Genomic DNA, 18,410 nt, shown 5'->3' with positions numbered 1-18,410 from the left:
CCTGAGAACTCTCAGGGTCACCTCTTGCCGGGCGGCGTGTACTCCTTGAGGTAGTGGGCGACGCGGGTGGCGTAGTCGCGGTACTGCGGGGGAACACCGCCCGCGTTGTTCACGACCTTGGTCGAGGTCCGGTACGCGGCGGCCAGCAGCACCTGGCGGTCGCCGGACAAGCCGGTCTGGTTCAGGCGCGGTTCCATGAAGCAGAGGTAGCGGCCGACGGCCGGGATGGACTCGGCGGGGGAGAGGGGAGGCTTGGGGGTCTCCTTCGCGGGGACGCCGTCGTCGCGGATCCACCAGCGCAGCAGGCTCGGCGTCCAGCGCGCGATGCCGTACTCGCCCTCCTTGCCCACGGACGGGTCGGAGAGGTCCGGGTCGAAGTTGCTCTCCGCCTTCAGCAGGGCGGCGATCAGCGCGGGGGTGACCTCCGGCTGGACGCAGTCGTGGGCGGCGTCGACGATGAGGCGGCGGTAGGCCACCGGGACACCTTTGTCCGTACGGAGTTCGGAGGCGCCGTAGGTGGCGGCCGTGACCTTCGTGGTCTCGCCGCCCGACGCGCCGGCCCTCTCGGTCCCGGCGCCGGCCCAGGTGCTGATGCCGTAGCCGAGGGCGGACACCGCCACCACGCCGGTCGCGGCGGCCAGCATCGTCGTACGGCGCGAGCGGCGGCGGGGGAGCAGGACCCGCGGCAGGCGCGGTGAACGGCCGGTGCCCGCCGCGGCCTCCACCCGCCGCAGCAGGTCCTGGGTGCCGACGCGGTCGGCGTGCGTACGGGTCAGGCAGTCCCGCACGATCTCCCGCCAGGAGTCCGGGAGTTCGGGCGACAGGCGTAGCTCGTCGGTGCCGCGGGCGTAGGCGGCGGCCGCGTCACGGCGGGTCGTGGGAGTGGCGCCGGGGAGCGGGAAGGAGCCGGTGAGGACCAGATGGGCCAGGACGCCGAACGCCCAGACGTCGGCCGACGGTCGGATACGGCGGCCGCGCTCGCCGATCTCCGACCAGAGGAGTTCCGGCGGCGTGTAGTCGGGGGTCGAGAAGGCGGGTGTGTACGCGTGCGTGCCCTCCAGCTCCGCCGCCATGTTGAAGTCGGCGAGCCGGGCAGAACCGTCCTTCATCAGCAGCACATTGGCCGGTTTGAGGTCCCCGTGCACCCATCCGGCGTGGTGCAGCTGCGCCAGTCCCGCGCAGATCTGCGCGAGCAGCGCCGGTCCGGCCGCCGGCCTCGGCGTGTGCGCCAGCAACGCCGACAGCGACCCTTCCGCCTTCTCCAGTACGAGGACCGTGGCGCCGTCGAGGGCCGGGTGGTCCGCGTCGTCGACGACGAGGGTCTCGTACATCCGGATCAGCCGCGGCTGCTTCAGCCTGCGGTGCAACTCGACCTCGCGGTCGATGAGTTCGCGCAGGTGGGTGAGTTGGCGCGGGGTTCCGGTGCCAGTGGGCAGGAACTTCAGGGCCACCTCGGCCGGCCGGTCCGGGCCGGCTCCGACGCGCCTGCCCGCGTACACGCTCCCGAACGCCCCCGTGGCGATCGGCTCCCGCACCTCCCACCCGCCCACCCGGTACCCCTTCGGCACCGGCACGGCGTACGGCTCGGTCACCGGCCCGTCCGGCCGGGTGCCGGGGCCGTCGAGGACACGGGCTCTCGCAGCACGATCAGGTCGTCCTCCCGGACGAGATCGAAGCGCAGCGCCAGCGACACCAGGGACTCCTTCTTGCCGTTGAGGCGCGGGCCGGTGTCCGCCGTCTCCGGGCCGGGCTTGAGCCGCAGCTTCACGGCGAGGTAGTCGATGTTCCATTGAACCGACGTACGGGACGCCGCAGGCCAGTGGGGGCGCAGCCGGTCCACGACCTGGTCGACCGTGGGCGGCGGGGCGTGCGGTTCGCCGCGCAGCCGGGGTTCGCACAGGGCGGCCAGGACCGCGAAGTACCGCTTGGTGCGGTCGACCGAGAAGGCCGGGGCGGTCGTCGCGCCGTCCAGGCCGCCGTCGCAGCTGAGGTAGTCGTGGCGCGGCGCCCACACCTCGACCGCCAGCAGATCGCCGGCCGCCGGCAGCACAATCCGCGAGAACTCGAAGGGCACCGGCGCGTCAAGGCGCCCCGGCCCGACCTTGATGTGCTCGCCCGCGCCCTCCGGGTTCTCCACGACGTACGTCTGTTCCCGGCTGAGGTTGCTCAGTATCCAGAAGGCGCCCTGCGCGGTGATCTCACCGGCTCTGCGGGAGACCCCGTCGTGCGCGATGGTGAGGTCGTTGTCGGAAGCGGAACGCCCGAAGCTGAGCCGCTCGCCGGGAGCCAGCCGGAGCTGGGCGGCCCGGGTGCGGTCGGTCTCGTCCTCCGTGGTCGGCGGAGGTACCACGATGATGCTGTACAAGGTGCGTCTCCCCGTGCCTGACGGCTACCCACGTCAGAGTAGGGCGACGCAGCGGGGCCGTGTCCCCCTCATACGGGTGAGACACGGCCCTCGGCTGTGATTGGCGAGAAGACGTCGCTCGCCGTCTCGTGTTCAGACGGTCAGGCGTCCACAGCTCACTGGTTGCGGATCACGATGGACCCGCACACCTTGTCGGCGAACGTCTGCCGCTTGGCGTCCCACGCCGGCCACAGCCAGCCGAGGTAGCACGCGATGCTGTCCAGGAAGTGGGCGAGCCGGCGCACGAACGCCATGCCGACGCCCAGGGGCTGGCCGGTCTCCTCCTTCACCAGGCGGATGCCGAGCGCCTTCTTGCCGAGGGTCTGGCCGTTCTTGCCCTCGAGGATCAGCTGCCAGATCGCGATGCCGATCATGATGACGTAGCCGACGCCCATCACGGCGGCGTTCCTGTTGGCCCCACCGATGCCGATGATGATGTAGGGCGGCGCGAACACGAGCATGTCGACCAGGGTGCCGAGGAAGCGCTGGCCCCAGTTCGCGTACGACGGCGGCATGCCGTAGCCCGGCTGCTGCGGGTAGCCGTAGCCCGGAGCCTGCGGGTAACCCGGCGCCTGCGGGTAGCCGGGCTGCTGCTGCGGGTAGCCGTAAGCCTGCTGCGGCGGGACTCCCTGCGGGGCCTGCGGGTAGCCGTAGCCGGGCTGGGCCGGGGGCTGCTGGGGCGGGTAGCCCGGCTGCTGACCCTGCGGGGCCCCGTACGGGTTGTTCGGGTCGCCGAAGCTCATGGCGGTGTTTCCTCCGTTGTCGCGTTAGTGCGGGGACGACGCGCGGCATGGTTCGGAGGAAAGTTCAACGTGGATGCGGTCCGTCCCCCCGGCACTGCCCGCGGCACTGCGCCGTTCATCGTTCTTTAGGGCTGGCTTATTTGTCCAGCGGCATTCGCTATGTGTTGTGCAAGTGCAACATCACTGATCATGAGCCGACGCGCGGCGGCGGGTGCTCCGGTGGCCCAGTGGCACCCGGATTGGAACCCCGAGGGCGTCATCCGCGAGGATGGGACCCATGACCGCCCAGATTCTCGATGGCAAGGCCACCGCAGCCGCGATCAAGTCCGATCTGACCGCCCGCGTGGCGGCGCTGAAGGAGAAGGGCGTCACGCCCGGCCTCGGCACGATCCTGGTCGGGGACGACCCCGGCAGCCAGAAGTACGTCGCCGGCAAGCACCGCGACTGCGCCCAGGTGGGCATCGCCTCCATCCAGCGCGAGTTGCCCGCCACGGCGACGCAGGAGGAGATCGAGGCGGTGGTGCGGGAGCTGAACGAGGACCCCGCCTGCACGGGTTACATCGTCCAGCTGCCCCTCCCCAAGGGCATCGACGAGAACCGCATCCTCGAACTGATGGACCCGGCCAAGGACGCCGACGGCCTGCACCCGATGAACCTCGGCCGCCTGGTGCTCAACGAGCCCGCCCCGCTGCCGTGCACCCCCAACGGCGTCCTCACCCTGCTCCGCCAGTACGGCGTCGAGATCAAGGGCGCCGAGGTCGTGGTCGTCGGCCGCGGTGTGACCATCGGCCGGCCGATGCCGCTGCTGCTGACCCGGCGCAGCGAGAACGCGACCGTGACCCAGTGCCACACCGGCACACGGGACCTGGCCGCGCACCTGCGCCGCGCGGACATCATCGTCGCGGCCGCGGGCTCCGCCCACCTGATCCGCCCCGAGGACGTGAAGCCGGGCGCCGCCGTCCTCGACGTCGGTGTCTCCCGCAACGCCGAGGGCAAGATCGTGGGCGACGTCCACCCCGGCGTCGCCGAGGTGGCCGGCTGGATCTCCCCGAACCCCGGCGGCGTGGGCCCGATGACCCGGGCGCAGCTGCTGGTCAACGTGGTCGAGGCGGCGGAGCGCAGTGTCGTCGGCTGAGGGCGGCACCGACAAGGCGGAGGAGATCGAGGTCCGGGACCCGGTGAGCGCGCCGGACGCCGACGGTGTGCCCCGGCGGACCACCCGACGCTTCCCGCTGTTCACCAGGGACACGGCACGCCCCGAGGGCGGCGGCCGCGCCGCGGCCGGTGACGCCCCGGCGCCCGCCCGGCAGTGGCCGGTCCTCCTGGTCATCGGCCTGGTCGGGGTGGGCCTGCTGATCACCGCGCTGGACGTGTTCCGGGCGGGCACGCTGGTGATCGGCGGTGCTCTGCTGACCGGCGCGGTGCTGCGCTGGCTCCTGCCGAGCGTCGGCATGCTCGCCGTGCGCTCGCGCTTCACGGACATAGTGACGTACGGCGTGCTGGGCCTCGTGATCGTGCTGCTGGCGTTGATGGCGCAGCCGAAGCCGAAGCTGGTGATCCCGTTTCTGGAGGACATTCTGCACTTCACGGTCAGCAGCTGACCTGGTGTTTGCGTCGGCGGCCCGTCCTCTCCCCCCGAGGAAGGACGGACCGCCGTCTGTGTCAACCCTCGGGCACGGTGAAGGGGCTGTTCAACGCCTGTCACTGTGCGGTGGCACGGAGGTGACCGTTCCGCTACGTCGGTCCGCCGGGTCCGCCGGGAACCGATGAGCCGTCCCGAGTCGTCACCTGATCGGGTCTGGTTCGGAGGTGAGCGATGGGTGCCTGGCAGCCGCTGCCCGACGATCTGCCGCCGGAGGTGCGGCACTTCGTGGAGCAGTTGCGGCAGCTCAAGGACCGCACGGGCCTGAGCCTGGTGTCGCTGGGCGCGCGCACCGCGTACAGCAAGTCCTCCTGGCAGCGTTACCTCAACGCCACCCAGCCCCCGCCCCGGCAGGCGGTCGTCGCCCTGTGCCGGGTGGCAGGGGTCGGCAAGGAGGAGGCGGAGCGCTTCGGGGTGCGGTGGGAGCTGGCGGTGCAGGTGTGGCCGCGGGCTGTGGCGGTGCCGGTGAAGCCGGGGCAGGAGGAGCCGGGGCAGGAGGAGCACGGGGAACACGAGGCGTACGAGGACGATCCCACCCTTCCGTGGTGGGACGCGCCGCCGAAGGAGCCGGAGGGCCCGTCCCGTCGGTTGCTGGTTGTGGCCGTCGTACTCGTCGTGGTGCTGGTGCTGACGGCGGTGATCGGGGCGCTTGCGCTGGGTTGAGTTCGATGGGACTGCGGGTGCCGGACTTGTCTGAATGCGGCACATGTGGCGTAGGTGGTTATTTATGTGCGTTCTGTGTGTCGATGTGTTGACAAGTTCGCGCATTTGCAACGAAGCCGTTCAACTATCGGGCTAGCGTGGTCGATTGGGACGGCCCGGGACGTCCTGAGTTGTCTGCAAGGGCTTACTGCCAGGGTTGTGTGCGCTGGAGTCGGGAGCCGGTGGAACACTGGACGCGGTCCCCATGCTCCCGTGCGCCCCCACCCCGGGAACTGAGATCCTTGTTCGGCGCATCCGTGTGGGTAGCCAGAACGGGTACTCGGCAGAGGGCACCACGCGCGGGGGAAACGCGAGAAACACCAGCACCAACCGGGGGAAGAGGGGGAAGCAATGCCTCGTTGGAGGGCCTTGCCGGATGAACTCGATCCGCAGGTCAGGGAGTTCGCGAGCCAGCTGCGCAGGCTCGTGGACCGCAGTGGTCTGAGCATCGCGGCGCTGGCCGACCGCACGGGATACAGCAAGACGTCCTGGGAGCGGTATCTGAACGGGCGACTGCTCGCGCCCAAGGGCGCGATCGTGGCGCTCGCCGAGGTCACGGGCACCAATCCCGTTCACCTGACAACGATGTGGGAGCTCGCCGAACGGGCGTGGAGCCGTTCGGAGATGCGCCACGACATGACCATGGAGGCGATCCGGATCTCCCAGGCGCGCGCCGCGCTGAGCGAGTTCGGGGCGCCGCCGGCGAACGCCAAGGGGAGTGCGAAGGCGGCCAAGACCGCCCGCAAGAGCGGGAGCGCGACGGCGACGCCCGGGGTGGCGGGACCGGCGGGCGTGGCACCGACCGTGCCGCCCACGGTGCCGGCCCAGCCCACGGCGCCGGAGGTGCGGGACTCGGCCGTGCGGGACTCCGCGGTGCGGGACGCGGCGGAACGGGGCTCCAGTGGGGCCGACGTCCGCGACGGCGCCTCCTCCGGGGGCAACTCCTGGGGCATGGCCGGGTATCGAGGTCCGGCGCCGACGGGTGGCCGTACGGCGGGGGCGGCGGCGCCGGCTTCGGCGGGGACGCCGAGTCCGTACGGCGAGCCTCCGCAGCGGCCTCGGCCGGGAGGTGGATCCGCCGGCGGCGGTGGCGGCAAGCGGCGGCTGACGATGTTCCTCGCGGGGGTCGTCGGTGTGCTGGTGGTGATCGCGGCGGTGTTCTACCTCACCGACCCCGGCAGCGGGAACAAGAACGAGGGCGCGGCCAAGTCGCCCTCGCCGTCCGCGACGACCGACCCCGATCTGCCGGCCGGGGTGAAGTGCAGCGGCGACTCCTGCACCGGCAAGGACGCGGAGAGCATGGGCTGCAGCGGCGACCTGGTGACGACCGCCAAGACGGCGACCGTCGGCACGGCCGTGGTCGAGGTCCGCTACAGCGAGACCTGCGGCGCGGCGTGGGGGCGTATCACGCAGGCCGCGCAGGGGGACGAGGTGGCGGTGACGGTCGGCAAGACGAAGCAGACCGGATCGATCACCCTCGCCGGGGACACGATCGCGTACACGCCGATGGTGGCCGTGAAGGACGCGGGCGAGGCAACGGCCTGCGTGACGCTGGCCGCTGGGCAGGAGGGGTGCACGCAGTAGCGGGGGCGCGGGTGACGTCCGGGGTCTTCGCCCCCGCCGCCCCTACCCGTCCCATCCCTGGGGGCTGCCGCCCCCAGACCCCGCTTCGGCCCTGAACGGGCCTCGTCCTCAAACGCCGGACGGGCTGAGTAAGTCAGCCCCTCCGGCGTTTGAGGAGCGGGGGCGAGAAAAAGAATTCGGTGGGGCAGGAATGGCCGTCGGCAAAGTGGGCACGCGCACCGTACCCCCACGGGAGTCCGGCAATCGGTACCCCCACCCGGCGGCCGCCCAGGTTCCACCTCTCCCGGAGCGGGCGGCCGCCCCCTTTTGCCGTAACGGACCGCCCCTTTGCCGCAGTCATGGTCATTCTGTGGGGCGGGCCACACGGACCCGGCCGTGCGAGATCCCGGATGCGCGATAGCCTGACGGGTGGATCTCTTGACGCCAAGAGATCGATCATCTCTACGTCCCGCACCCCGGGGCAGGGATGCCCTCACCGCCAGCTGTCATACGGAGAACGCCATGACCCGCACTCCCGTGAACGTCACCGTCACCGGCGCGGCCGGCCAGATCGGTTACGCCCTGCTCTTCCGCATCGCCTCCGGCCAGCTGCTCGGCGCGGACGTGCCGGTCAAGCTGCGCCTCCTGGAGATCACGCCCGCGCTCAAGGCCGCCGAGGGCACCGCCATGGAGCTCGACGACTGCGCGTTCCCGCTGCTGCAGGGCATCGACATCTCGGACGACCCGAACGTCGCCTTCGACGGCGCCAACGTCGCGCTGCTCGTCGGCGCCCGCCCCCGTACCAAGGGCATGGAGCGCGGTGACCTCCTGGAGGCCAACGGCGGCATCTTCAAGCCGCAGGGCCAGGCCATCAACGCCCACGCCGCGGACGACATCAAGGTCCTGGTCGTCGGCAACCCGGCCAACACCAACGCGCTCATCGCGCAGGCCGCCGCACCCGACGTACCGGCCGAGCGGTTCACCGCGATGACCCGCCTCGACCACAACCGCGCGCTGACCCAGCTCGCGAAGAAGACCGGCTCGACGGTCTCCGACATCAAGCGTCTGACCATCTGGGGCAACCACTCGGCCACCCAGTACCCGGACATCTTCCACGCCACCATCGCCGGCAAGAACGCCGCCGAGGTCGTCAACGACGAGAAGTGGCTCGCCGAGGACTTCATCCCGACCGTCGCCAAGCGCGGTGCGGCGATCATCGAGGCCCGTGGCGCCTCTTCGGCCGCCTCCGCCGCCAACGCCGCCATCGACCACGTCCACACGTGGGTCAACGGCACGGCCGACGGCGACTGGGTCTCCATGGGTATTCCGTCCGACGGTTCCTACGGCGTTCCCGAGGGGCTCATCTCCTCCTTCCCCGTCACCACCAAGGACGGCAAGTACGAGATCGTCCAGGGCCTGGAGATCAACGAGTTCTCCCGCACCCGTATCGACGCCTCCGTCCAGGAGCTGACCGAGGAGCGCGAGGCGGTCCGCTCCCTCGGCCTGATCTGAGCCGACCCGCACCTGTGATCCCCGGGCCGCGCGGCAGCGGCCCGGGGATCGGTGCGTTCACCCGCACCCGCAGCCACCCGCCCAGCCGCTCTGCTCAGCCCGCCACGACCAGTGCCGCCAGGTCCAGAAAGGCGTTCAGCGCCGGTGCCCGCAACTGGTCCAACTGCCGGAAGCCCGGAGACCACAGCGACCGGTCGTAAGGCACGGCGACCACCTGGTCGGCACCGATGTCGAAACGGGCGGGAAGGTCGTCCGGCACGGCACGGCCCGTACGTTGCTCGACCTCGGTCACCACGACGATCGCCTGGTCCGCCAACCGCCGGTGCCCGTCGACGCGCAGCCGGTCGAGCACCCGCCACGCGGCGTCGAGGTACCAGCCCGAGTTGCCGCAGCACAGGATCAGCCGGTCGGTCAGATCGAGGACGGTGTCGGCCGACCGGTCCAGGCGCTGCGGGGCCCAGTCGGTGAGGACGAAGGAGTAGTAGGGCGCGGTCCTCGCCAGAACGTGCGGATAGGCCTGGGCGTGTATGAGGTTCGGGGGGACGTGGCCCCCCGGGTGCGCGGCGACTTCCAGCCCCGACGGCAGGCGGGTGGTGCGGGCGCGGACCTCCTGGTACGTCGGATCGGCCGGCAGGTCGGCCAGGTCGCGCACGGTGGCCGGGTTCCGGTCGGTGAGGAAGGCGTCGAGTGCGCCCTCGTCGTCCGCTCCGTCGAGGGCCAGGACAGGCTCGCTCCGGACGGCGGCGAGGAGCGAGCCCAGCACCATCGTCGTGGTGGCCCGCCCGCTGTAGACCCGGCCGCCGTGGTGGTAGGCGCCGATCAGGGTGATGCGCCGGGCGTGGCGCAGCGGTGTCCGCAGCCGTTCCAGCCGGGCCTGCCGTTCGCGGCGGGCGGCGCCGAAGCGGGGCGGGCGCAGGGGGAGGGGGCGGGGGTCCGAGGGCACGGCGGCGGCCGGTGGCAGGTCGAGCGGCACGCGCGACGACGGCCGGGTGCGGGCCTGGGGCTGGGCCGGGGGCGTCGGAGTGCCGGTGCGTTCGGCGCGGGACTGGGCGATGTACTTCGCCAGGACGTCCGCGACCTCGCCCGCCGTGGGGCGCTCGGCCGGATCGGGGCCCAGGCAGCGCAGCACGATCTGCCGCAGCCGCGCCCAGGTGTCGCCCTGCCACAGGTGCATGCCCTCGGGATGGCCGGGGACCCGCCAGTGCAGTTCCCGGCCCGCCTTGCTGCTGACCAGCTGCAGCAGGTCGCCCAGCGCGCGGACATTGTCCTCGGGGGTCGGCGCCGGGCCCATACCGGCGTACTGGCCGTCCAGGGCGCAGTCGGACAGGTCGGCGAGGACCACCGAGCGCCGCAGCACGAAGATGTTCTCGGCACTGAGGTCCGCGGGCACGATCCCGTGGAGATGGCACAGGGCCAGGGCGCTCGCCAGATGCCAGCCGACGAGCAGCCCGGTGAGCTTGTCGAAGGGGGCGCCACCCGTCGCGTGGGCCTGGTTGAAGAGCTCCGCCAGCCGGGGCGGGGCGGCGGGTGCGGGGCCGTCCTCGATCGGCGCCGATGCCACCCAGAGGGGCGGACGCCCGAGTCCGGTGCCGAGCAGGGCGGGCGCGTACTGTCCGCCCAGCCGGCGCAACGCCTCCGCCTCCACCGCGATCAACTCGGCACCGTCGGCGGAGACATCGGAGCGTGGGGTCCGCACCATGGCTCTGGTGCGGTCGACCTCGTCGACGCCGTCGTACTCCACCACCCACCGCAGACGCCGTCGGCCGCGCAGCCGGTAGGGGCCCAGCTGCCGCGGGTCGTCGTCCGTCAGGCGCCCCCAGCCGTCACCCGACGTGGCGCCCTGTTCGCGCAGGCCCCGCTCCAGCCCGTGCACCCCGGAGCCGAACGAGACCCCGAACCGTGCCAGCAGCTTCCGCTCCACGCTCGTGAACGGCCGCTGCGAGCCGGGGAGCCGGGCGGAGCCGTCCGGGTGGGCGAGCCAGGCCGGGAAGTCGGGGGAGTTGCCCGCGAGTTGTTCGAGACGGAGCCCGATCGTGCGGCTGGTCCTGAGGAGTTCGGACTGCGGGACGGCGTCCAGGAGCACCGACCTCGACGTGTCGGAGAAGTCGAACACCTGGTGCTTGGCGGGCAGCGGCCCCGGCACGGGCGCGGGATGCGGCCGCATGAGCCCGCCGAGGAAGACCTCCGCGAGATGCGAGGTCCGCGCCTGCCACGGAACCGCCGTCTGGACGAGCCGCATCACCGGCACCGTGAGCGGTGACACGGCCGCCAGGTGCGCCGCGAGCCGGTACGCCTCCGGGGTGGCCGCGTCCCGGAAGTGCTGGGCGCCGCCCGGGCCCCGGGGCGCGGGGGCCGGGCCGGACGGGCGCGGCCGGGTCAGCAGCGGCAGCTGTACCGTGGCGCCCGGCGAGGCGAGCAGGTGGGCCCAGTTCCGCAGGGCGGCGGCCGTCGGCTCCAGGACCGGCACCGGCACACCGTCGAAGGCGGCCAGGCCGGGCGGCAGTACCGGGTCGGTGATTTCCCAGGAGGTGTTGGCGCCGCCGATCCGCCGAGTGGTGGCCTGCCAGCGTTCCGCGTGGATGCCGGAGCCTTCCCACAGGTCGGGCGGCAGGGTGTGCAGCAGGGCGGTGGGGCCGCGGGAGGCCCAGGTGGACAGCAGGCCGTGCAGGGCACCACTGCGCCAGGCGGCGCCCATGCCGTCGCTGACGACGAGGACCAGGGTGCGGCCCGAGGGGTCGCCGACCGTGCTCAGCGGTACGGGCGGGCTGTCGGGCCGGAACGGGCGGGTGTGCAGACGGGGTTCGTCGGCGCCGCGGGTGTCGAGGCCGAGGACGCGGGTGGTGGCGAAGGCGCCCAGGCGTTCGAGCAGGGTGCGCAGTTCGGCGGCGAGGCGGTGCCACAGCAGCATCGACAGGCCGTCGTCGACGAGCAGGACCAGATGGAGCCAGCGCTCCTGCACGGGCCGCTGCACCACGTCGGGCAGCCGGGTCTCGGCGAGTTCGGCGGCGGTGCGCTCCTCGTCGATCTCCAGGCGGTGCGGGCTGGCCAGGCGGCGGCGCAACGGCCGTAGTGCGCGGCCCAGTTCGAGCTCGCCCGCGAGGGCCTTGTCCTCGGGGACCCGGACGGGCAGCGCCTTGTCCGGCTCGGGGCCCTGGCGCAGCCGTATCTCGGGAACCGGCGCGGCTTCGGGCTCCTGCCGGGCGTCCGAGTACAGCGGGTGCGCGGTCAGGTCGGGCAGGTCCGGGTCGTCGGGCCGGGGTGCCTTCGCGGGGTGCTCCGGGCCGGCCTCGTCCGGCTCGGTCGCGGCCGGCTCCGCGGGCGGCGCCGGTGCCGTGCGCGTGAGGCGCGCGAGGGGCGCCTCCGGTCCGCCGGGCATCCGCCGGGCCAGCCACAGCACGTCGAGCACCTGATCGGCGTCCAGCTCGTGCCCGGAAGCCGTCAGCACCCGTAACAGCTCGCCGAGCCGCCCGCCCCCGCCGGCCTCGGTCACAGCGCCCCGGTGAGCTGGTGCAGTACGGCGTCCAGCAGCTCTTCCGCGTTGAGGTTCACCCCGCCGTTGCGCAGGAACACGGCGTTGAGCAGCTGGTCCGTGGCCAGTTCGCCGGGGGCGCGGCGACGCAGGAACGTCTCGATCAGGTCGTCCGCGTCGCGCAGGGCCTCCTCGCCCAGGTGTGCGGTGACGATGGCACGCAGCCGGGCCTCGTCCGGTATGGGCAGGGCGAGGCGGACGCAGCGGCGCAGGAAGGCGGGCGGGAACTCGCGCTCGCCGTTGCTGGTGATGACGACGACCGGGAACTCGGCGCACTGGACCCGCCCCTGATGCACCGTCACCGTGCCGCGATGGTCGGCGGTCTGCACCTCCACGTCCGCCATGTCCTCGGGGAGCCGGGTCAGTTCCGGGATGTCGAAGTAGCCCTCCTCGAAAACGGTGAGCAGGTCGTTGGGCAGGTCGACGTCGCCCTTGTCCATCTCGTCGATGAGCAGCGCACGCGGCGTCGGCTGCGGCACCAGGGCCGTGCCCAGCGGGCCGAGCCGGATGAACGTCCCGATCGACGGCTCGCGTTCGCCCCGGTCGCGGCTGAGGGTCGTCTCGCGCAGCCGGCCGATCGCGTCGTACTGGTACAGCGCCTCCCGTACGGTCGACCGGCTGTTGATGGACCAGCGCAGCAGCTCGCCCAGCCGCAGTTCGTGCGCGACGGCCCGGGCGAGCGACGACTTGCCGGTGCCGGCCGGACCGGTGACCAGCAGCGGGCGGCGCAGATGCAGGGCGGCGTTGACGACGTCGGCATGCTCCGGCTGGATCAGATAGGGCAGTTCGGGGCGGACGGACGGCGTCGGGCTGAAACGGCGCCATGGCGGGGCCGGGGGCAGCGTCACATGGCGCGGGAGACCGTCGCCGCGGAAGAGGCGCCAGTCGGCCTCGGAAGGGGACGTCATGCGCTCTCCTGTGGCTCGGTCAGGTGCAGTCGGGGCACCGTGCGGTCGGCGTCCGCCCAGGCGAGGACCGGGCGGCCGGGGAACTCGGGGGCGCGGGTGCCCCGGGCGTTGGCCCGGTAGACCCGCACCCCGTCGGGCAGTTCACGGGTGGCGAGCTCCGCCATGTGCTTGGCGGCGTGCGAGGGCGTGTCCCGGCCGCGGTCCCACACCACCACCGGTATGCCCACGGCGAGGCAGATCTGAACGATCCGGTCGCGCGGGCCCGCCGGCACGTCGACGGAGACCCGGACCGTGTCGAGCCGGCCCATCAGTTCGTAGTACACCTGGTGCGGGTCCTGGCCCGGATCCGACACGACCAGCGTCTGACCGGAGTCGAGCTGTCTCCACCGCTCCCGCCAGTCGGGAAGGAAACGCTCGTGCCGGCGCAGGAGTTCCGGACAGTGCACGACCAGCGGGAACTCCGCGCCCAGCATGCCCGGGATGATCTCGCCGGGTGCCTGGGCCGCCCATTCGTCGACCGGCAGGTTCAGGTTGTCGCTGTCCACGAGCACCTCCACCAGGGGCCGCCCGCCGTCCGCGGCCGCGGGCGTGAGGGACTCCAGGACGCGCAGCAGTTCGCGCGCCGCCTCGGACGCGGAGTACGCGGCGGAGCTGTCGGCCGACACCTGCCGGGGCCCGGAGCCCTCGTCGCACCAGATGCGCAGCCGGTGCCGGCCCCGGGCGGCCTGGGTCACCTGGACCAGGACCCGCACCCGCCCGGTCCTCGCGCGCACCATGCGGGCCCAGTCCTCGGCGTCCGAACGCCGCTCCCGCAGCGCCGCGGCGGGGATGCCGAGCCGCACCGCCACGCTGTCCGACCACAGCCGCAGCACCCCCTTCTGCGGTGCCGGGCACAGCACGGCGACGTACTCGACGACCCGCAGCAGCGCCGGCACTCGGGGCCCGCCGCCGTCGGAGTGGCCGTCGCCCGCCAGCCTCTCCAGGCTGAGCAGCTGGGCGTCCGGCGTGTCCCCGTCGGACCGGACGTCGACCCGCTTCGCGGCCTCGCGCACCACCTCGGGGAGCCGCCCGAGCACCGGCCGGTCCACCTTGCGCAAGAGCTGGTGCAGTTGCTGGTGTTCGCGCGGCGAGAGCAGCAGCGCGGACTCGAAGAACTGCCCCGCGGCCAGGACCCGGTCGGCCGCCGCGGGATTCGTGGGCCGCAGGATCTGGGTGAGTGCCGCCACCGCCCGCGGATGGCTGACCAGGAAGCCCGCGAACTCCTCCACCGACGGCGGGGCCACGGCGCTGCCCGGCTCGCGGCCGCACTCGACCGCCAGCTTGCGGGCGGTGTCGCCGAAGGAGTACGACGACGTCGGCAGGGCGTACCGGATCGTCTCCACGAGTTTGACGAACGGGGGATCGCCGGGGTCGTAGGACTGCCCCGCGTCGGCGTCCTCGTCGTCCAGTGCCACCCCCGCGTTCCGCAGCTCGGCCTCGACCCGCTGCCAGGGGATGCCCCAGCTGCGCCGGATCATGTCCTGCGGGCTGGGCGGGACATCGCACGCCGGCATGAAGTGCGCCACGACGAGCCCCACGACGGTCTCGTCGTCCACGCACCACAGCGGGCCGCCGCTGTAGCCGTGGCCGACCGCCATGCCCGTGCTCTTGCCGTCGAGATAGCCGATCCCGTCGTCGAGGGCGGCGACCTTCAGATCGGCGAACGTCGCGTTGTGCCCGCTGCCGTGCCAGGCGCGCACCCGCTGGCCGGGCACCATGTCCATGCGACGGTCGGGCGCGGGCACTCCGCGTGGCGGAGCGTCGATCCGCAGGACCGCGAGATCGCCGAGCCACTCCAGGTCGCCGTCCCCCACGGCCTGCCCGGCGCGGGTGCGCGGGGGGATCCAGTGCGCCACCCTCGCGGGGTACCGCTCGGTCTTCCGCGCCCCCTTCACTTCGACGTTCATTTCGACGAACAGTTCCTCCAGGCCGGGCGGCCGGGGGTCGAACTGCGCTCTGCCCAGGGCGTCGTTGACGACATGCGCGCAGGTCAGCACCGTGTCGGCGCCGAGCACGACCGCCGCGCCCGCCGTCTTGCCGTCGGCTGTCCGGCGCACGGACACGGCACTCGGCCGCCACTTCTCGCCGGGTGCCGCACTGATCTCCTTGAACCACCCCACGGTTACTCCGGACCGGCCGCCGGCTTCCAACTGGCGGTGACGGTGAGGTGCGCCTGCCCGTTGCCGCCGACGATCCCGAGCTTGAGGTCCTGCCCGACCTGCACACCGAAGGTCACACTGAGCTCGCTGGGCGGCTCCGGTACGTCCTTCACGGCGTCGTGCACCTCTTGCAGAAGGGGCCCGAGTGGCTTCAGAGCGCCGCGCAGGGCACCGGTCGCGAAGTTGGCGACGGCTCGGCCGCCGGTGGCGACGGGGACGGCTCTGCCCATGCCTTCGGGGAGGTCGTCGTCGCCCCGCGCGGGTGCGGGGGCGAGCAGGAACCTCACGGGCGTACCGTCGTCGAACTCTGATTCCGAGATGGTGGACACGACAATATTGTGGCTCAAGTCGCCTGATCGGACACTGAGTTCACCACTCCTGATCGCCTCGCAGGGGGGCGGGGGCGGACCGGCCGAGTGCGGTCAGGCGCTCGGCGACAGCCGCTTCTCGAACCAGTGGCTGGCGTAGACGTTGTCGTCGTAGGCCGGGATGTCCGTGTATCCGCACGCCCGGTACATCGCCTGCGCCTCGGTGAGCGCGGCATGCGTGTCGAGGCGTACGACGGTCAAGTGCCGGGCGGCGGCCTCCTGTTCGAGGGATTCCAGGAGTCGGCGGGCGAGGCCGAGGCGGCGGGCGCCGGGGTGCACCCAGAGGTGGCGGATCTCGCCGACGCCGGGCTCCAGGCGGCGTAGTGCCCCGCAGCCCACGGGGCGGCCCTCCTCGTAGGCCACGAAGAACGCGCCGGCGTCGCCGGACACCTCCTGCGGCCGGACGAGGGAGTCCTTGTCGAACCCTTCGGGGAACCGCTCGTCGATGTCGTCGGCGTAGGTGTCCAGGCAGGCCCGGGCGTCCGGTGCGGCGCCGTCGACGAGGTCGACGGTGATGCCGGCGAGGCGCAGCAGGCGCTGTGCGGTGGCCATCGCCTCGGTCAGTTCGGCGCGTTGCGGTGCGCTGAGGCCTTCGAGGAGCCCGGCGGCAGCCGCGTACGCGCGCCGGTTCTGCTCCTTCACCTCCACCCGTCCGGCCGGGGTCAGCTCGATCATCCGCAGCCGGTTGTCCTGGGGGTGCGCACTCAGCCGGACCATGCCCTGCGACTCCAGTGCCTTGGCCATCCGGCTCAGGTACCCGGCGTCCAGGCCGAGCCGGCTCCTGAGCTCACGCAGGGAAGCGCCGGCCCGGGACTCGGAGATCTCGAACAGCAGCCGGGCCTCGCCGAGCGGGCGGTCCTGGCCGAGGTAGTGGTCGTCCAGGACGCCGATGCGGCGCGTGAAGTAGCGGTTGAAGCGGCGCAGGGCGGTCACATCCTGCGACGGGACCGGCTCCGTGTCGCTCACTGGATTCCTCACTGGCTCCACACTTCCTGGCTCCACACTTCTTTGACTTTAGTCAAAGGTCGCGTCGGGTGCCATGCCTTCGGCCGCTTCCATGAGGCGCCGGCCGAGTGCGCGGGCCGCCCCTTTCATTCCCGTTTGCCCGCATGTTCAGTGACACAGCACACTTTCGGCCGCCGATCGCGCATGTAATCCGAACGCCAGGGCAGGCGCTGACGGTCCTCGTGAGTGACACCTGTGTGACTCAGGGGCATCGAACAGGAACGGAAGGCAACCCCGATCATGACCGGACAGCAGGCACGACAGGCGCGACAGACGATTCACGCGGGCGGCGAGTGGCGTGAAGCCGTCACCGGCGCGACGCGCGAGATCCTCGACCCCGCGGACGCCCTGCCCTTCGCCGTGGTCGCGGAGGGTGACGAGAAGGACACCGACCTGGCCGTGGCGGCCGCCCACCGTGCCTTCGACGGCGGCCAGGGGGAGTGGCCCCGCACTCCCGTCGCCGAGCGTGCCGCCCTGCTGCGCCGCGTCGCCGACCTGCTGGTGCGCGACCGCGAGGGGCTCGGCCTGCTGGAGAGCCGCGACGCCGGGAAGACCCTCGAAGAGGGCCGCGTCGACATCGACTGCGTCGCCGACGCCTTCCGCTACTTCGCCGACCTCGTCGCCGCCGAGGCCCCGGGCCGGGTCGTCGACGCGGGCTCGCCCGACATCCACAGCGTCGTCGTCCATGAGCCGGTCGGCGTGTGCGCGCTGATCACGCCCTGGAACTACCCCCTGCTCCAGGCCAGTTGGAAGATCGCGCCCGCTCTCGCGGCCGGCAACACCTTCGTCGTCAAGCCGAGCGAGATCACGCCGCTGACGACGATCGCGCTGATCGAGCTGCTCGTCGAGGCGGGCCTGCCGACCGGTGTCGCCAACATCGTCACCGGGCCCGGCCACTCCGTCGGCGCCCGGCTCGCCGAGCACCCCGACGTCGACCTCGTCTCCTTCACCGGCGGCCTGATCAGCGGCACCAAGGTGGCCCAGGCCGCCGCGCCCACCGTCAAGAAGGTCGCCCTCGAACTCGGCGGCAAGAACCCCAACGTCGTCTTCGCCGACGCCTGCGCCACCGACGAGGCCTTCGACACCGCCGTCGACCAGGCCCTCAACGCCGCCTTCATCCACAGCGGCCAGGTCTGCTCGGCGGGCGGCCGCCTCATCATCGAGGACTCCGTCCGGGACCGCTTCGTCGCCGAACTCGCCCGCCGGGCAGGCAAGATCCGCCTCGGCCGCGGCACCGCCGACGGAGTCGAGTGCGGACCGCTCGTCTCCGAGCAGCAGCGCGCGAAGGTCGAGGCGTACGTCGACTCGGCGCTCAAGGAGGGCGCGGTGCTGCGTTCCGGCGGCAAGCGCCCCGAGCCGTCGCCCGAGCGGCCGGAGAACGGCTACTTCTACGAGCCGACCGTCCTCGACCACTGCCACCGCGAGATGCGCGTCGTACGCGAGGAGGTCTTCGGCCCGGTCCTCACCGTCGAGACCTTCCGCACCGAGGACGAGGCGATCGCCCTCGCCAACGACACCGAGTACGGCCTCGCGGGCGCCGTCTGGACCGCCGACGCGGGGCGCGCCCGCCGGGTCGCGGGCCGGCTGCGGCACGGCACCGTCTGGATCAACGACTTCCACCCCTACCTCCCCCAGGCGGAGTGGGGCGGCTTCGGCAAGAGCGGGGTGGGCCGCGAGCTCGGCCCCGCCGGACTCGCCGAGTACCGCGAGAGCAAGCACGTGTACCAGAACCTCGCGCCGAAGCCGGTGCGGTGGTTCGCGGGCTGACCCTTCCGGTCCCCCGGCCCCGTAAGACCCGGTCCCCCTGACCCCGCAAGACTTCGCAAGTCCCTGGAG

Annotated in this window: 14 protein-coding genes; 6 read left to right on the top strand and 8 right to left on the bottom strand. The window is 72.4% G+C overall.

Annotated elements, in window-relative coordinates; all coding sequences use genetic code 11:
• Positions 1-17: 17 nt before the first annotated feature.
• The 3 genes from QQM39_RS16300 to QQM39_RS16290 form a co-directional block, all read right to left on the bottom strand.
• Entirely contained in the window at positions 18-1,592 is a 1,575-nt protein-coding gene (locus QQM39_RS16300) for a protein kinase (protein WP_301997498.1), read from the bottom strand.
• The gene (locus QQM39_RS16295) at positions 1,589-2,365 is read right to left on the bottom strand and encodes an FHA domain-containing protein (protein ID WP_301997497.1); all 777 of its coding nucleotides are present in this window, start codon (positions 2,363-2,365) and stop codon (positions 1,589-1,591) included. Before QQM39_RS16295 ends, QQM39_RS16300 begins: the two co-directional genes overlap by 4 nt.
• Before the next feature lie 155 nt (positions 2,366-2,520).
• Complete coding sequence (locus QQM39_RS16290) at positions 2,521-3,147, bottom strand: RDD family protein (protein ID WP_301997495.1); 627 nt, start codon at positions 3,145-3,147, stop codon at positions 2,521-2,523.
• 277 nt (positions 3,148-3,424) lie between these two features.
• Here QQM39_RS16290 and QQM39_RS16285 point away from each other — a divergent pair, with 277 nt between their 5' ends.
• The 5 genes from QQM39_RS16285 to QQM39_RS16265 all read left to right on the top strand — a co-directional run bounded on the left by QQM39_RS16285 (position 3,425) and on the right by QQM39_RS16265 (position 8,566).
• A complete protein-coding gene (locus tag QQM39_RS16285) occupies positions 3,425-4,282 on the top strand; it encodes a bifunctional methylenetetrahydrofolate dehydrogenase/methenyltetrahydrofolate cyclohydrolase (protein WP_301997493.1) in 858 nt (285 codons plus the stop codon).
• On the top strand, positions 4,269-4,748 hold the full coding sequence (locus QQM39_RS16280; RefSeq protein WP_301997491.1) for a DUF3017 domain-containing protein: 480 nt from the start codon (positions 4,269-4,271) through the stop codon (positions 4,746-4,748). The genes QQM39_RS16285 and QQM39_RS16280 overlap by 14 nt, the downstream gene beginning before the upstream one ends.
• A 215-nt stretch (positions 4,749-4,963) precedes the next feature.
• Entirely contained in the window at positions 4,964-5,452 is a 489-nt protein-coding gene (locus QQM39_RS16275) for a helix-turn-helix transcriptional regulator (protein WP_301997489.1), read from the top strand.
• 390 nt (positions 5,453-5,842) lie between these two features.
• On the top strand, positions 5,843-7,075 hold the full coding sequence (locus tag QQM39_RS16270) for an XRE family transcriptional regulator (protein WP_301997487.1): 1,233 nt from the start codon (positions 5,843-5,845) through the stop codon (positions 7,073-7,075).
• A gap of 501 nt (positions 7,076-7,576) precedes the next feature.
• Positions 7,577-8,566: a malate dehydrogenase gene (locus tag QQM39_RS16265; RefSeq protein ID WP_301997485.1), complete on the top strand. Its 990-nt coding sequence runs from the start codon at positions 7,577-7,579 to the stop codon at positions 8,564-8,566.
• A gap of 94 nt (positions 8,567-8,660) precedes the next feature.
• Here QQM39_RS16265 and QQM39_RS16260 read toward each other — a convergent pair whose 3' ends face one another.
• The 5 genes from QQM39_RS16260 to QQM39_RS16240 all read right to left on the bottom strand — a co-directional run bounded on the left by QQM39_RS16260 (position 8,661) and on the right by QQM39_RS16240 (position 16,535).
• Positions 8,661-12,056, bottom strand: coding sequence for an SAV_2336 N-terminal domain-related protein (locus QQM39_RS16260; RefSeq protein WP_301997484.1), 3,396 nt, complete (start codon positions 12,054-12,056; stop codon positions 8,661-8,663).
• Complete coding sequence (locus QQM39_RS16255) at positions 12,053-13,003, bottom strand: MoxR family ATPase (RefSeq protein ID WP_301997483.1); 951 nt, start codon at positions 13,001-13,003, stop codon at positions 12,053-12,055. The genes QQM39_RS16260 and QQM39_RS16255 overlap by 4 nt, the downstream gene beginning before the upstream one ends.
• Positions 13,000-15,162, bottom strand: coding sequence for a trypsin-like peptidase domain-containing protein (locus QQM39_RS16250; protein WP_301997482.1), 2,163 nt, complete (start codon positions 15,160-15,162; stop codon positions 13,000-13,002). The genes QQM39_RS16255 and QQM39_RS16250 overlap by 4 nt, the downstream gene beginning before the upstream one ends.
• 2 nt (positions 15,163-15,164) lie before the next feature.
• A complete protein-coding gene (locus QQM39_RS16245; protein ID WP_301997480.1) occupies positions 15,165-15,530 on the bottom strand; it encodes a CU044_2847 family protein in 366 nt (121 codons plus the stop codon).
• A 93-nt stretch (positions 15,531-15,623) separates the two neighbouring features.
• On the bottom strand, positions 15,624-16,535 hold the full coding sequence (locus tag QQM39_RS16240) for a bifunctional helix-turn-helix transcriptional regulator/GNAT family N-acetyltransferase (RefSeq protein WP_301997479.1): 912 nt from the start codon (positions 16,533-16,535) through the stop codon (positions 15,624-15,626).
• A gap of 279 nt (positions 16,536-16,814) precedes the next feature.
• Between QQM39_RS16240 and QQM39_RS16235 the strand changes: the two genes are divergently transcribed.
• Positions 16,815-18,341 carry an aldehyde dehydrogenase family protein gene (locus tag QQM39_RS16235; protein ID WP_301997476.1) on the top strand — a complete coding sequence of 509 codons (1,527 nt, stop codon included), beginning with the start codon at positions 16,815-16,817 and terminating at the stop codon, positions 18,339-18,341.
• The last annotated feature ends 69 nt before the right edge of the window (positions 18,342-18,410 follow it).

It is taken from the genome of Streptomyces sp. DT2A-34 (genome assembly GCF_030499515.1).
GTDB lineage: Bacteria > Actinomycetota > Actinomycetes > Streptomycetales > Streptomycetaceae > Streptomyces.
The sequence above is the reverse complement of the archived record's forward strand: the minus strand, read 5'-3'. Positions and strand labels throughout refer to the sequence as shown.